9 protein-coding genes are annotated in these 15,102 nt (G+C 60.2%); 5 read left to right on the forward strand and 4 right to left on the reverse strand.

Features of this window, described 5'->3' with window-relative positions:
- Positions 1–25: 25 nt before the first annotated feature.
- Positions 26–601: an elongation factor P gene (locus GRAN_RS03100; protein ID WP_128911531.1), complete on the reverse strand. Its 576-nt coding sequence runs from the start codon at positions 599–601 to the stop codon at positions 26–28.
- A 209-nt stretch (positions 602–810) separates the two neighbouring features.
- Here GRAN_RS03100 and GRAN_RS03105 point away from each other — a divergent pair, with 209 nt between their 5' ends.
- The 4 genes from GRAN_RS03105 to GRAN_RS03120 are packed head-to-tail and all read left to right on the forward strand — an operon-like array spanning position 811 to position 6,591.
- Positions 811–4,095, forward strand: coding sequence for an outer membrane beta-barrel protein (locus tag GRAN_RS03105; protein WP_128911532.1), 3,285 nt, complete (start codon positions 811–813; stop codon positions 4,093–4,095).
- An 8-nt stretch (positions 4,096–4,103) separates the two neighbouring features.
- A complete protein-coding gene (locus GRAN_RS03110) occupies positions 4,104–5,426 on the forward strand; it encodes an MFS transporter (RefSeq protein ID WP_128911533.1) in 1,323 nt (440 codons plus the stop codon).
- A 21-nt stretch (positions 5,427–5,447) separates the two neighbouring features.
- On the forward strand, positions 5,448–6,029 hold the full coding sequence (locus GRAN_RS03115) for a carboxymuconolactone decarboxylase family protein (RefSeq protein WP_128911534.1): 582 nt from the start codon (positions 5,448–5,450) through the stop codon (positions 6,027–6,029).
- A gap of 1 nt (position 6,030) precedes the next feature.
- Positions 6,031–6,591 (forward strand): carboxymuconolactone decarboxylase family protein, encoded by a 561-nt coding sequence (locus GRAN_RS03120; protein WP_128911535.1) that lies wholly within the window; start codon positions 6,031–6,033, stop codon positions 6,589–6,591.
- 14 nt (positions 6,592–6,605) lie between these two features.
- Here the strand turns inward: GRAN_RS03120 and GRAN_RS03125 are convergent, their stop codons facing one another.
- Positions 6,606–9,704: a hypothetical protein gene (locus tag GRAN_RS03125; protein ID WP_128911536.1), complete on the reverse strand. Its 3,099-nt coding sequence runs from the start codon at positions 9,702–9,704 to the stop codon at positions 6,606–6,608.
- A 259-nt stretch (positions 9,705–9,963) separates the two neighbouring features.
- Between GRAN_RS03125 and GRAN_RS03130 the strand changes: the two genes are divergently transcribed.
- Positions 9,964–10,887: an ADP-ribosylglycohydrolase family protein gene (locus GRAN_RS03130; protein ID WP_128911537.1), complete on the forward strand. Its 924-nt coding sequence runs from the start codon at positions 9,964–9,966 to the stop codon at positions 10,885–10,887.
- Positions 10,888–10,891: 4 nt separating this feature from the next.
- On the opposite strand, the gene GRAN_RS03135 is transcribed toward GRAN_RS03130, so the two are convergent.
- Both GRAN_RS03135 and GRAN_RS03140 read right to left on the reverse strand, forming a co-directional pair.
- Positions 10,892–12,361 (reverse strand): RNB domain-containing ribonuclease, encoded by a 1,470-nt coding sequence (locus GRAN_RS03135; RefSeq protein ID WP_128911538.1) that lies wholly within the window; start codon positions 12,359–12,361, stop codon positions 10,892–10,894.
- A 99-nt stretch (positions 12,362–12,460) separates the two neighbouring features.
- Entirely contained in the window at positions 12,461–14,956 is a 2,496-nt protein-coding gene (locus GRAN_RS03140; protein WP_128911539.1) for a 2-oxoglutarate dehydrogenase E1 component, read from the reverse strand.
- Between the last annotated feature and the right edge of the window lie 146 nt (positions 14,957–15,102).

A 15,102-nucleotide genomic window follows, 5' to 3' on the forward strand; every position in this document is an offset into this window, starting at 1 on the left:
CCTCTTCTTGTTACCTATTCGTAGCTTATGCCCTGCTCTGGAACTCGCGGGTTTCTGTAGAGACTCTTACCTTTTCGCCTTCCTTGATGAACAGGGGAACGCGGATCTCCATGCCGGTTTCAAGGGTGGCGGGCTTGGTGACGCTGCCGCTTGAGGTGTCGCCGCGAACGCCGGGTTCGGTGTACTTGACATCCAGGTCGACGAAGATGGGGAGTTGCAGGCCGATGGGGTTGCCGTTGAACTTGTGGAGCTGGATGATGGCACCTTCAAGGAGGAAGTCGAGCGCTGTGCCCATCATGCCGGAGTCGAGGGTAAGAGTTTCGAAGCTCTCCTGATCTAGGAAGTGCGATCCGTCGTTGTCGCTGTAGAGGTAGGATGCGGGGACGAGGACGAGGTCGGGCTCCTTGAACTTGTCGTTGGCCTTGAAGGTCTTTTCGAAGACGGCGCTGGTGAGGAGGTTGCGCATCTTGAGGCGAACCAGGGTTTGGCCGCCTCGCGCGGTGGGCGAGCTGACCTCGGCCTCGAGGCAGGAGTAGGGGATGTTTTCAAGCTCGAATAAACTCTTGCGCTTGACGTCGATTGCATCGATCAGTGCGGCCATGAAGTCCTCATACGGCGCGTTCGTGCTGGGGCGAACGGATACCGGTTATCTGTTTATCAAGTATAAGGTTTGGCCGGGCGGCAATCGAGGGCTCGTTCTCCCTAAGCCAACCAAAAGGTTGAGGTGCAAGCCGTCACAAGTGTGGGCGACAGCCCCGAGCGCGAACTCTATCGTTCCTCTGTCACCGAAATTGAGTTTACGAGGTAGCGATGCGATTCGCGGCAGGCCGGTTTGCGCCGGGCGTTCTGATGATGTTGGTATTTTCTTTTGTTTTCTTGAACAGGAATTCGTTTGGCCAGGCGCCGACGGGCACGATTGAAGGGAATGTCACGGACCGGACGGGGCTCGTGCTGGCAGCAGCGCACCTGACCCTGACGGAGAAGACGACCGGGCTGCGTCGTGAGACGGACCTCGAGAGGAGCGGACGGTTTCAGTTCGTCGCGCTACCGATTGGTGAGTATGCGTTGAGGGTGGAATCTGCGAATCTCGCACCGTTTATCGAGGAGCCCATTCGTCTGAACGTCGGCGACACGATTCGCGTGGATGCGAAGCTGGTGCCGGCAACGCTGGTGCAGAGCGTTGTGGTGCAGAGCGGGGCGGATAACATCGATCTGGCGACGAACACGCTGGGCAAGACAGTGACCGCGCGGGAGATCGTCGACCTGCCCTTGAACGGGCGGAACTTTGCGCAACTCGGATTACTGCAGAGCGGCGTGGCGCCGATCAACGCGGGGCTGCTACAGGAAGGCGGATCGCTGCGCGCGGGTCAGTCTTACGTGGTGAATGGACAGAGACCGGAGGCGAATAACTTCATCCTCGATGGAGCGCAGAATGTCGATCGCATGGATGGTGGGTTTGCGCTGAAGATACCGATCGATGCGCTTGCGGAGTTTCGTATTCTGACAGCTACGGCCTCTCCAGAGTATGGGGGCAACATTGGGTCGGTAACAACGATCGTTACGAAGAGCGGGACGTCGCGCTTTCATGGGACGGCGTATGAGTTCTTTCGCAACGACATCTTTGACACGCGGAACTACTTCTCAGCGGGCGTCGAACCGTTAAAGCAGAATCAGTTCGGTGTGACAGTGGGTGGCCCGGCACTTGGGAAGAAGCTGTTCTTCTTCAGCTACTACGAGGGGCTCAGGAATCGCGCGGGAATCACGACGTCGGCTACAGTGCCCACGGCCGCGCAGCAGGCTGGGGACTTTTCTGGTAACAGCACTCCTCTGCTGAACATTGCAGCGGGCGGAACGCCGTTTCCGGGTGGCAAGTTGCCTGCAGGCGCGTTGAGCCAGGTGGGATTGAACGTGGCTAAGTTGTACTACGTGGGCAACACAGCACCTTCGATCTATACGAGCACGCTGGTGGGCACCAATAACTATGATCAGACGGGATTGCGGCTTGACCTGCGGCATACGGATACGGATTCTTACTTCCTGCGGTATTCGTACTTCACGGGCTTGAATCTGAATCCGATCTCGGTGAGAGGTTCGGACCTGCCAGGATTTCCTACGCGAGATGATTTCTCTGTGCACTCGGCGGTGATCGGGAACACGCACTTGTTTGGCGCGCACGTGAGTAACAACGTGCAGACCTCTTTCTTCCGTTATGGCTTCCTCTTCGATCAGAGGTTGAACAGGAATGGGCCCCGGACGTTGGGCTTCAACTATGATTCCGCATCGGCGATCGGGCAGGGTCCGCCGTTCTTCAACCTCAGCGGATACTCGCCGGTGGGCGGCGCGATTACCGGGCCAAGGACTTCGGTGCAGAATACTTACGAGGTCTCCGATACCCTTTCGATCTCGCGTGGAGCGCACCTGGTACGGGTGGGCGGGGACTTCGTGCGAGACCAGTTCAACCTGTTTCAATCGATCGCCCCAAACGGGTTCTTCGTGTTCGCATCTTCGTTCCCAACCAACGATGCATTTGCCAATCTGCTGCTTGGAGTTCCCGTACTCTTTTACCAGGGACTGGGCTCGTTTGATCGCGGGGTAAGGCACTGGGGGCTGTCGGGCTTTGCTACAGATGAGTGGCGGGTCAACTCGCGGCTTACGGTGAATGCGGGACTCCGCTACGAGATCATCAACCCGAATACAGAGATTCATGACCGGCTAAACGCTTTCATTCCGGGGCAGCAATCGACGACACACCCGGATGCTCCGGTAGGGCTTCTGTTTCCCGGCGATGCCGGGATTAGCAGGGGTATCGCGCATCGCTACTACAAGGGCTTCGGGCCGCGCGTAGGGTTTGCGTGGGATCCATATGGGACGGGTAAGACATCGGTGCGCGCCGCTTACGGAATCTTCTATGACCCGTTCTCGAATGGATCGAACGTGACGGCGCAGGCGCCAGTATCTTCGCTTCCCTTTGCGCAGTTCGTGGAGATATCGGGGCAGGTAAACTTCACCGCTCCCTATACGGGCCGCACAGTTCCGACGGCGAATACCTATACGCAGCCCGCGACAGCCTTCGTGATGGATCCGAAGTCGGTGCCTTCCAATGCGCAGGACTGGGACTTTGGCGTGCAGCAGGAGTTAGGTGCTGCGTTTGTGCTTGAGGCTCGATATGTCGGGACAAAGGGCACGCACCTTCCACGGAATATCGAAGCGAACCCAGCGGTCTATGGACCGGGGGCGACGTCCTCCAATGCGGATCGGAGGAGAGAGTATGCGAACTGCCGGCCGAACAACGGGCCGTGCGACTTTGCGACTGTCGGCGAACTGACTTACGGGCAGAACTCGACTTATCACGCGGCACAGATTTCGCTGTCGCGGAACTTCAAGCATGGCTTAGGGATCAACGCGTCCTACTGGTGGTCGAAGACCCTGGACTACCTCTCGTCGATGAACTTGCAGGGAGCTTCGGCAAAGGCTCTGAGTGGTGAGAATGATTTAGCGCAGAATCCCTTCGACCTGAAGGCGGAGCATGGGCCATCGCTCTTCGATGCGCGCAACCGGTTCGTGGCAAGCGCTATCTACGAGTTACCGTTCGCGGCACATAGGACCGGGGTAAGTAAGATCCTGCTGGATGGATGGCAGTTGAATACGATTGCCACGGCAAACAGCGCCACGCCGTTCACGGTGTATGACAGCACGAATGTGTCTCTACAGGCGAGCTCGCCGCCAATCTCGGGATACTTTGCCAGCCGCCCAAACCGGATCGGCGACGCTACAAAGGGGCCGCATACGGTCAACCAATGGATCAGCACTTCGGACTTCCAGAGGCTCAACCCGGCGACGCAGGCCGGACAGTTCGGGAACTCGGGACGAAACGTTGCACGCGGGCCGGGCTTCATCAACGTCGACGCATCCGCGGTGAAGAACTTTCCGCTGCATGAAGCGACCTATCTCCAATTCCGGGCGGAGATGTTCAACATTGCGAACCATGCGAACTTTGGTGTTCCAGTCGCCGATCTTGCTTCGCCTAACTTCGGGCGCATTTTGCAATCGGGATCGCCACGCCTTACTCAATTTGCCGCGAAGATTATTTTCTGAGGAGCGTTATGCCAACTAATGCGATGCTTGCTGGTGCAGCGATTCCTAAGGGGGATCTGTCCGTGGGTGAGACCATACAGTCGGAGAATAAGCTTTCCTACTCGGGATGGAAGGTGACGCTGGCAGCTTTTGTGGGCGTCATGGTGAGCTTCGCGGCCATCATTCCGTTCACGTTCAGCCTGTTCCTCGCACCGCTGCAGGGAACGTTCGGATGGAGGCGGGAGGCGATCTCGCGGGCGTTCGCGATTACGGCGCTCACAGTCGCGGCCTGTTCGCCGACGATCGGCTCGCTGCTGGATCGGCTTCCGCCACGGCGGATCATCCTGCCTTCGATCATTGTGTTCGCTTGCGGGGTAGCTTCGCTTTCCCTGCTTCGAGGGAACATCGCCCAGTTCTATGCGACGTATCTTCTAATCGGTGTTGTGGGCAATGGAACAGCGCAGCTTGCGTACTCGCGTGCAGTGCTGACTTGGTTCGAGCAGAGGCGCGGGCTTGCGCTGGCGGTGGTTCTGACGGGAAGTGGGACGGGGTCGATCGTGATGCCGCTCATTGCGCAGCATATGATCACGACGCACGGATGGCGGGCTTCTTATTCGACGCTTGGGGTGATTGCTCTGCTCGGCTTTCCGCTGACGGCTCTGCTGGTTCGTAACAGGCCGGTGCCTGAAGTGATCGCGAAGCGGGGCGCAGTGACGGTGAAGATCAGCGGCGTGCTGAAGACGCGGGTGTTCTGGTTGATCGCGGTGCCGGTGATGCTTGCGGCACTTAGTCTCAATGGAGCGATCGCTCACCTGGGGGCGCTGCTTACCGGACGCGCCATTACGCCTGCGAGTGCGGCGCTTGCGCTTTCTATGCTCGGCGTATCTGGGATCATCGGCCGATTGATTACGGGTCATATGCTGGACCGCGTGTTCGCACCAACGGTATCGCTCGTGGTGCTCCTGATCGCGACGGCTGGAATCGTCGTGATCGCCTACGCGACGACGGCGAGCATGGGAGTTCTCGGGGCGTTTCTGCTTGGCTTCGGATCGGGGAGCGAGGCGGATGTTGTTCCCTATCTCATCGCGAAGTACTTTGGCCGGGCGAGGTTCTCGACTCTCTATGGGCTAAGCTGGACGGCCTATGCGGTCGGGGGAGCGACCGGACCCGTGATGATGGGGCATGCGTTTGACAAGGCGGGAACTTATCTTTCGTCGAGCGTACTTCTATTGGCCGCTCCGCTTGTGGTCGCGGCACTTTTCCAACTCTTACTCCCCGCTTACCCAAGCCTGGATATAGCAATGTATGACGCGGGTCCGGTGCTTGAGCCCGCGATTGAGAATGCTTTATAACCTCGTTCTATAGGAGATACCGTGCCACACATTGCCCTGCCCAACCTGCCCGGAATTCGCGGTCCCATGGCCTTTCGGCCGGAGACGTCGAAGCCCTTGAATGAGCTCGTCGAAGTTCTTCTGCGTCATCCGAACTCCCTGACACCCGGCGAGCGCGAGTTGATCGCGACCTATGTTTCTTCGCAAAACAATTGTCATTACTGCCAGTCCATCCATGGCGCGATTGCCGCCGCGCATCTTGGTGGCGACGAAGAGTTAGTGCAGTGCGTGAAGGACGACTTCCATGCGGCGGATGTCTCGCCGAAGATGAAGGCATTGCTGAATATCGCTGGTAAGGTGCAGCAGGATGGGAAGAATGTAACTCCCGAAGATGTGGCGGCTGCGCGCGCAGAGGGCGCAACGGATCTTGAGATCCATGACACCGTGCTGATCGCGGCGGCGTTCTGCATGTACAACCGCTATGTCGATGGGCTGGCTACTGTGCAGCCGCAGGATCCCTCGCTTTATCGCGAACGCGGCAAGATGGTTGCGAGAGATGGCTATGTTGCAGCAAATTTGACCAACGTCGCTTCCGCGCCTGCCCCCGAACTGGTTGCGAGGTAACATGGCCCACATTGGATTGAATGCCGAAATTCCTGGGATTGGGGCCGCATTCGCCTTTCGTCCCGAGACCGCAAAGCCCATGCGTGAGCTTGCCCATATCCTCTTGTTCGAGCCTGGACCGGATGCCAGCCTGAGCTCGCGGGATCGTGAGCTGATCGCGAGCTATGTTTCTTCGCGCAACACGTGCTTCTTCTGCCAGACAAGCCATGGGGCCGCTGCTTCAAGCCATGTTGGAGGAAGCCCCGAGCTCACAGCTTCGGTCTGCGCCAGCCCAGCGACGGCCGATATCTCGGACAAGCTCAAGGCGCTACTCATCATCGCAGCGCATGTGCAGGGTGATGCGAAGTCCGTCACTTCCGAGCACATTGAAGCGGCTCGCGAGCAGGGGGCAACGGATCTCGAGATCCATGACACGGTGCTGATTGCGGCGGCGTTTTGCATGTACAACCGCTATGTCGACGGGCTGGCGACGTGGCAACCGCGCAACGAAGAGATGTACCGGGCGATGGGTAAAAGGCTTGCCGAGCACGGTTATAAGCAGAGCAGCGGCGTGCGAAGCTAGACGGGCTTGTGGGCTTACTGTAAGCCCACAAGCGTCTGTGTCAGAGCGACCTGGGATTGAGCAGGCAGGCTTCCGGTGATGAAGGTGCCAAGGTCGAAGGTGTGTCCCTGGTTGAGAGCATAGAGGTTCATGAGCGCGGACGGCCTGGTTCCGGTCGAGCCAAGGGCCGCTGATGCTTCGACGAAGAGCATCGGACCGACAACGCGGCCGGAGACTCCGGAGTAGACGGAGTTGACGCGGTTGTTGAAGGTGTCGGTGAGGCTCGAAGTAAAGGAGGCGAGGAGCTTGATCGCTTCGGTGGGAGCCGTTGCCGCAGTCTTGAGGGAGCCAGCCGCGCTCTTTAAAGCCTTGGTCGCGCCATCGATTATCTCTGCCTCCGTATAGAGGAGAGACTGGAAGAAGGTGTCGCCTGTAGAGTTGAGCGCAAGCTGTACGAACTGGCTTGCCATGGACGGAGCGAAGGAACTTGCGTTGGAGTTCCCTGCGGCGGCAAGTTCGGCCTGAATGGCGGAGAGCTTCGCACCGAGGGTTGCGATCGTGTGCGGATCGGCAGCGATGGCTCGGCGGAGATCGACGTTGGGCCAGTCCCAGAAAGTCTGCCGGTCCATGTTGAACTTGTTAATCGTGGGGCTGGTAAAGCTGATGTCCGTCGAGACGGGCAGAGATGACCAGACGAGAAGAGCGGCGATGGTTTCGTTGCGTTGATACTGACCCAGATCCTGCAGATAGAGAGTGGGAAGAATACTTCTCCACGCGGCCTGTAGAGACCGGGAGAGAGTCATCTGGTCGGGGACGAGAGACGTTGTGCGAGGCTCAAGCCATCCACTGAGCAGGTTCGCGGGAAGGGATAGCTGCATGGAGAGTGCTACGTCGCCGAGGAGGTTGCTCTGCGTATGGGTTGCGGCAGTAAGGGCGATGTCCAGGTCGGTATAGAAGCCACGGATGGATGAGTCGCCTCCGCTGAAGAGTCCGGAGAGATAGTTATGGATGAACGCGGTGGTACGCGCTTCCATGTCGGCTGGGCGCATGCCGGCTTTTGCCTGGAGCATCTCGTAGGCGATCGATCCTTCGGTGTCGAGTCTTGGCTGGCCGCTTGCATCGACAGTAAGTGATGCAAGGATGGAGAGTTGGCTCATCATGCGATTGGCCACGGTCTCAGTGTCGCTCGAGCTGACCTGGTAGAGGAGGACTCGGCCACCCTGATCCTCGGCGGTGAGGGTGACGATGGTGTCGTTTACGCTTGTGCTGGTGAAGTCGAAGAAGGGCATGTGCAGGTCGACGCTGCTGTTGCGCTTGATCTCGTGCGTCAGGGTCGCCTGGTTGAGCGTGACGCCGGTAGTCGACTTCGTCAGAAGCAGTTCGAGGCCGTTTCCGCTCATGACATCTTTGTAGAGTTGTGACGCATCTGCGTTGGAGAGATCGAAGTTGACGTCAAGCAGGGCGGTGTCTGTCGTGGCGTTCTGATAGACGGTGGCGAAGTCGATGCTGTAACGCTTGGTGAGCGCCTGCACAGTCTTCGTGTAGATCGACTCGGCCTTTGTCTCGAGGCTATTGATGGCCGTCTGGATATCTTTGAGAGCGGCGAGGGCGAGGGTCTTATCGAGGAAGTTCGCGAGGCGGTTCTGCAGCCATTGATCGATCTTATCGAAGCTCGCGGCATTCACGGCAGCAGTGATCTGGGCTAGGTCAAGCTTCTGGTTGATGAAAGCCTGCAGCTTGGCGATGAGGCCACCGTTGAGGATGTCGAGGACCTGTCCGGCTACCTTGCTGACGGGTGCGATCTCGTTGGAGAGAGCAAGCAGACCCTTGTCGGCGACAGCCTCGAGGAACTGGCCTTCGGGCGTGTCGCCGAAGGTGGCGTTCTGCAGGATCTTGGCGAGTGCATCGGCGCCGGTGGTGGGGTTCGCGAGGTCGGTGAGGAAGGTCTTGAAGTCGTCGGGAACCTGGTTGCCCGCGAGTTTATCGAGATAGGTCCAGAGCATGGACGAGAGCTTCGCGGGTAGGTTCGTCCAGGTGTTGAGGGCGTTGGTAACGACCTGCTTCGCCTTATCGAACTCGGTGGCAGGGTCGATGCCGGTGCTGCTCTTGAGCAGGTCGAGTGCGGTCTGATCGGCGAGGCCGGCGATCTGCTTGCCGAGATCCTGCGTGGGGTCGGTCCACATCTTCAGGTCGTTGAGGACCTGCAGGCCGTGGACGCCGAAGATGCTTTTGATGAAGTCGCCGAGATCGGTGGGCAGTTGCGGGTCTGCGCCCTGGATGCCAACGTTCACGTTGAAGCCGAAGTTCAGGCCCTTGCTGGCCTGCTTCCATAACTGCAGACGAACAACATCGCTCGTATCTTCGCGACCGACGGCGAGAAGGTACTTACCGCTGACGCTGAACCCAAGGTTTGCCGAGATACTCGCATCAATGCGTGCGCTGAGATCGTGAGTGACTCCCAGGATGCTGAGTTCCTTCGCGTAGCTCATGTTCCAACCGAGGTTAGTCGCGAGTGTGAAGACGAACGACCCATCCGTCTCGACGATCAGCCAGGTTCCCGGCTGGATATTGACATCATGGCCATTGAACGCGACGTGTCGAGGCAGGCGAAGACTGGAGAAGGCATCCTGGAGGACGTTGTCGGCGCTTTCATTCGGGTCGAAGCTATGGACGAGGGCAAGGAGAGCGTCGTGCTTCGCGTTGACGCCAAAGCTTGCCGAGCCGAGCATGCCGACAGGCACTGTGCCGGTACCGGAGGCTGACACGGCATAGCCCGCGTCGATGAGCAGATAGCGCTGGCCTGCCTTGTCGGGAATGGTGAAGCTTGGTGGATTGGCGAGGCTGAGAGCCTGGATGGCGCTCGAGACGCTTCCGTAGACGCCGATGCCGCTCTGCGCGGAGGCGGTGAGATCGAAGCTCACCGAGGCACCGCCAACCGAAGCAGGATTGAGGGACACCTGTCCGGTGTCGGCCGCAAGCGAGATATGGCCGAGGGTGATATCTCCGTCCGGGAACTTACTGTTGGTCGCCACGGCCTCGAGTGCGTTCGCGTCGGTTGAGGCAGCGAGGGTCAGGCTAGTCGTAGTGAAGATACCTGCATCGAGGGTGAAGCTGTGAGAGACTTCGGTCGGCATTGGTCTTCCTTTTCTATCGCAAAGGACTGCGGTGAAGTTACGAGTCGTGTGCGCTTGTGGATGGCTGCGGTCGCGCGAGGCCTGGGACAATCATTTCGTCCCTATCTTGAACGAGGGAACAATAACACTCGCGGAAGGCTTATTCCGAAATTTCATGTTCGTCGCATGCGATCGTTAATCAATGGCATAGTGCAGCCGGCGCGGCGAAGCGTTTCAGCTATTTTCGAGATATGTTCCGGCTGCTTATCGTGAGGTTTTCATGATCCATCTAGCTTCGGATAATCCGGAAGAGCGAATCAGGCGAGCGATGCTGTCGCTCGAAGGCCTGAGTTGCGGGGACTCCTTTGGAGAGCAGTTCTTCTCGATGCCCTTCCTGGAGTCGCGCGAGCGCATCACGAAGAGGCAGCTTCCCGACGACCCGTGGGAGTTTACCGATGACACCATGATGGCGATCTCGATTGTCCACGTTCTCCGCACGCATGGGGAGATACGGGAGGATCGGCTGGCGGACCACTTTGCCAGCCTCTACGATGCGGGCCGGGGATATGGGACGTCCATGCATGGGCTGCTGTCGCGGATTTCGCAGCGCGGTGGGGCGCACTGGGAAGAAGAGGCGGGTGCGCTGTTTGGGGGAAAGGGTTCGCACGGAAATGGCTCGGCGATGCGGGTGGCGCCGCTCGGCGCTTACTTCGCGGATGACATGGAGCAGGTGGTCGGGCAGGCGCGGCGTTCGGCGTTGACGACGCATGCTCATCCGGAAGCTGTCGCTGGAGCGGTCGCCGTTGCCGTCGGCGCGGCGCTTGCATGGAGGTCGCGAAAGTCGATCGATGCGATGGGACGCAGGGAGTTTCTCGAGGCGGCGCTTACCTACATTCCGGAGAGCGAGGTTCGCGAAGGGGTGGAGGCGGCTCTGCTGCTCGAGCCGGATACGACGGCGGAGTTAGCCGGAGCGCTGCTGGGAAGCGGCGGCCATGTGAGCGCGATGGATACAGTACCGTTCGTTCTATGGAGCGCGGGTGGATTCTTGGATAACTTCGAGGAAGCGATCTGGCAGACGGTGAGCGGACGAGGCGACATGGACACGACGTGCGCGATGGTGGGGGGAATCGTCGTGATGAGGACAGGGCCTTCGGGGATTCCGGAGGAGTGGATCCAGCGGCGCGAGGCGCTTCCTCGCCCTTGACGGCTCAGGCCCGGGCAAAGTCGATGTAGGCGTGGGCGGGGTCGGTGTGAACGAGGTTGACGTTGACGGTGTCGCCGACGTCGAGGCCCTGCTCGTTGCGAATGATGCGGCCTTCGACCGGTGGGTCGAAGATGCGGACGTAGGTGCCCTTGCCCGTTGCGCCGACCACCACGCCGCGGAAGCTCTTGCCGATGCTTCCGGTGAGGGCTACGGCAGCCACACGCTTGATCATGGCGCGCTCGACCTTGCGGGCAGCGCCTTCACGCTCGAGACATCGCGCGGCTATGGCTGTCAGTTCGTCGTCGGTGTAGGGCGGAGGTTCGCCGGCGAGGAAGGCTTTGACGATGCGCTGCGTGACGAGATCGACGAAGCGGCGGTTGGGCGCGGTAGAGTGTGCGTAGTCCTGCGCAGCGAGGCCGAAGTGTCCCTGGAGAGGATCATTGGGTCCGGGCACGCCCTTGGCGAGCACATACTGGCCGGGGCCCATCAGCTTGATGACCGAGAGCGCTAGGTCGGGGTAACGGTCGGGATCGGCGGCACGCTGGGCCTGGAGAAAGGCGTTCAACGGAGCAGCATCGGGCGTTGGGGGAAGCTGGGTGCCGTGGCGGGCGACGAGTTCCACGATGCGATCCCAACGGGCCGGTACCTGGACGATGCGGCGGATGCAGGAGCGGCCGGCCTGGCGGAGGGTCTGCGCCATGGTCTCGTTGGAGGCGATCATGAGCTCTTCGATAAGGTCCATGGCGCGGTTGTGGGTCGCGGTGCGAATCCCGTGGATGACGCCGTCGAGCACGATCGGGTCGGCTTCGCTGCGGTTGAACTCGAGTGCTCCGTTGCGGACGCGCAGGGCGTGAAGAGCGTGAGCTGCCTCGTCCTGCAGCTTGAGTTGGGATTGTAGATCAGCGTCGGCGGCTACCTTTGCGTCTGGATCAGCGGTCCCTTCGAGCCAAGGGCCGACGCGGCTGTAGGCAAGCTGTGCGTGGTTCAGCACCTCGGCCTCGTAGATGCGAGTGCGGGTTCGCTGGCCGTCGGGCGTGACGGTGAACTCGACGACGACGGCGCTCCGCGGCCGATCCTCGTTGAGACTTGTCAGGTCGGTCGAAAGCTCGAGCGGAAGCATGGGGAAGTTGTGAACCGCGGTGTAGACGGTCAGGGTCTGGTCGGCGGCGTGGCGGTCGATGGGTGAATCCTTCGCAACCGTGCCTGCGACGTTCGCGATTCCGACGAGCACGCGAATCCCGTCCGGGGTGCGTTCGGCGTATTCGACCTGGTCAAGGTCGCGCGAGGTGTCGTTGTCGATGGACGACCAGAGCAGCGACTTGCAATCGTTCGGCAATTCAGCCGGTTCCCTGCGGATCGCCGCCACCTGCTCCTCCACCTCAGGAGCAAAGCCGATACGAAAGTTGTTGTGAATCATCTCGGCGGCGGCGGCGTTCTGGATGCTGAAGGGTGCGGGGGACTGCTGGTCGGACATATGGGGGGAGGGTACCACGTCCGCCGGACCGGGATTGTCAGGGGCAAAGGCAAAGGCCCCCAAAAAGGGAGCCTTTGTGTGATGACCGCAAAAGTTTGATCAGTGCGCGCGCAGGTTGCCGAACGCGACATCGATGAGGGTCTTCTCCTCAAGATCGTGCGCCTTCGCGGAACCCGTCGCGGGGCTTGCGCTCGCGGCACGCTTTACCGTGAGAACCGCGCGATCGCGGACCATGCGGCGAAGCTCCGGAATGACGTAGGAGAGTGCACCCATGTTGGCCGGCTCTTCCTGCACCCACACCACTTCGGTCGCGCCGGGATGCTGATCGAGCGCTGCCTGCATCTCTGCTTCGGGCCATGGATAAAGCTGCTCCAGGAAGACGATGGCGGTGTCGGTGATCTTGCGCTTCTCGCGTTCGACGCGGAGGTTGTGGCCGATCTTGCCCGAGCAGACGAGGATGCGCGAGGGCGAGGTGACCGAGTTGTCCGGCAGCACGTTGAGGAAGTGATCGGCCTCGAAGTCGGCAAGCTGTGAGGATGCGTCCGGATGACGCAACATGCTCTTCGGGGTGAAGACGATGAGCGGCTTGCGCAGCATGCGCATCGACTGGCGGCGCAGAAGGTGAAAGTACTGCGCGGCGGTCGAGGGCTGGCAGATCTGGATGTTGTCAGTCGCGGCAAGCTGGAGGAAGCGCTCGAGGCGTGCGCTCGAATGCTCCGGACCCTGGCCTTCATAGCCGTGAGGCAGAAGCATGACAATTCCCGAAAGAAGGCTCCACTTGGCCTCGCCCGCCACGATGAACTGGTCGATGATGATCTGCGCGCCGTTGACGAAGTCGCCGAACTGCGCCTCCCAGAGGACAAGCGTCTCGGGGTAGTCGCGCGAGTAGCCGTACTCGAACCCGAGCACCGCAGCCTCCGAGAGCATCGAGTTGTAGACCTCGAAGCGGCCCTGATCGTCGCTGATGTGTGCCAGAGGAACGTAGCGTGCTTCGGTCTCGATATCGATCATGACCGAGTGGCGCTGGTTGAAGGTGCCGCGCTGCGAGTCCTGCCCGCTGAGGCGAACCGGTGTGCCTGCCTTGAGCAATGATCCGAAGGCTACGAGTTCGGCCATGCCGTAGTCGAAGGGACGTGCGCCGGCAGCCATTTCCAGGCGCTGCTCGAAGAGCTTCTTCACCTTGGGATGGACGTTGAAGCCCTCAGGCGATGCCGTTGTCAGCTTTACAAGTTCAGCGATCTCAGACGCCGGGAGGCCGGTCTTCACATCGTCGGCGGAAGTGATATGACCGCCGTGGTAAGCATCCCAGTAATGCGGAAGATAGGCGAGGACGGGCTTGTGCTCGGCCTTGGTCGCGACCTTCTGCTCGTCGAGGAACTCTGCCTGAATGGCCTGCACTTCGGCGGCCGGATCGACGCCGATCTTCTGCGCGTAGATCTGATACAGCACCGGATGATCCTTGATGACGGCGTAGCGGCGCGGCTGTGTGACGGTCGGATCGTCGACCTCGCTGTGGCCGTGACGGCGATAGCCGATGAGGTCGATGACGACATCTGAATGGAACTCGTGGCGGTACTCGGCGGCGAGCTGGGCCACGCGCACGACAGCGTCGACGTCTTCCGCGTTCACGTGGAAGATCGGGATCGGCAGGCGCTTCGCCATGTCGGACGAGAAGCGCGATGCGTTCGACTCTTCCGGCAAGGCGGTGAAGCCAAGCAGGTTATTCACGATAACGTGGATCGATCCGCCGACGTTGAAGCCGGAGAGCCCGGCAAGCACGAGTGCCTCGGCGAAGATGCCCTGGCCGGCGAAGGCTGCGTCGCCATGCAGGATGATGGGGAGGATCTGGTCGCGTCCATCCTTGCCGAGACGTGTCTGCTTGGCGCGGGCGCGGCCGATGGCGACGGGGTCGACGGCTTCGAGGTGACTCGGGTTCGAGACGAGGTGGAGGTCGATCTCCTTGCCGTCGGGCGAGCGGTAGGTGCCGGTCGCGCCCATGTGGTACTTCACGTCGCCGCCGCCGAGGGTGCTGCGCGGGTCGACATCTTCAAACTTGGCGAAGATCTCGGACGGTGCGCGGCCGATGGTGTTCGTCATCACGTTGAGGCGCCCGCGATGGCTCATCGCGAGGATCGAGCCGGTTACGCCGATGTTGGCACTCCCTGCGAAGACGGCATCGAGGAACGGGATGAGCGCCGTCAGGCCCTCAAGCGAGAAGCGCTTGGTTCCGAGATAGCGGGACTGAATGACCTGCTCGAAGACGTCGGCGCGGATCAGTTGGGTGAGAACGTGCGCCTGGTTAGGCTTGGAAGGCTTCTGCTCCATCCGTTCCTGGATCCACTGACGCCTCTCCGGGCTCGCGATGTGCATGAACTCTGCCGCGATGGTGCCACAGTAGAAACCGCGCGCCTCGGTCGAGAGCTCGCCATCAGGGGCTGGAGTGGGAAACGGCTCGCCGGGAAGGAACTGGCCGAGCGGATCGAGCGTGGTCTGCAGATAGCCCCAGCGGCGGAAGATATCGAAGACCACTTCGCGCTGGCTAACATTACTTGTTGGGGTAGAGTCGGACTTGGGAGACTTTGTCTTCGTTGCCATGTTTGTTTCCAATCAGGCCGCAAACCGCGGGAAAAGCTTTCGACCCTACCATGATAGTTGATTCAACACCGCCGATGGCGTCCAGCGTACCGAGTAACGCACATCCCGGAAAAAAATTGGGAGATAGCCCTGCCACTTTCTGTTTG

Source organism: Granulicella sibirica (assembly GCF_004115155.1).
Taxonomy (GTDB): Bacteria; Acidobacteriota; Terriglobia; order Terriglobales; family Acidobacteriaceae; genus Edaphobacter; species Edaphobacter sibiricus.

Coding starts and splice junctions, on each gene's coding strand:
- GRAN_RS03100 (WP_128911531.1), bottom strand. CDS start 601: ATGGCCGCACTGATCGATGCAATCGACGTCAAGCGCAAGAGTTTATTC.
- GRAN_RS03105 (WP_128911532.1), top strand. CDS start 811: ATGCGATTCGCGGCAGGCCGGTTTGCGCCGGGCGTTCTGATGATGTTG.
- GRAN_RS03110 (WP_128911533.1), top strand. CDS start 4,104: ATGCCAACTAATGCGATGCTTGCTGGTGCAGCGATTCCTAAGGGGGAT.
- GRAN_RS03120 (WP_128911535.1), top strand. CDS start 6,031: ATGGCCCACATTGGATTGAATGCCGAAATTCCTGGGATTGGGGCCGCA.
- GRAN_RS03125 (WP_128911536.1), bottom strand. CDS start 9,704: ATGCCGACCGAAGTCTCTCACAGCTTCACCCTCGATGCAGGTATCTTC.
- GRAN_RS03130 (WP_128911537.1), top strand. CDS start 9,964: ATGATCCATCTAGCTTCGGATAATCCGGAAGAGCGAATCAGGCGAGCG.
- GRAN_RS03135 (WP_128911538.1), bottom strand. CDS start 12,361: ATGTCCGACCAGCAGTCCCCCGCACCCTTCAGCATCCAGAACGCCGCC.
- GRAN_RS03140 (WP_128911539.1), bottom strand. CDS start 14,956: ATGGCAACGAAGACAAAGTCTCCCAAGTCCGACTCTACCCCAACAAGT.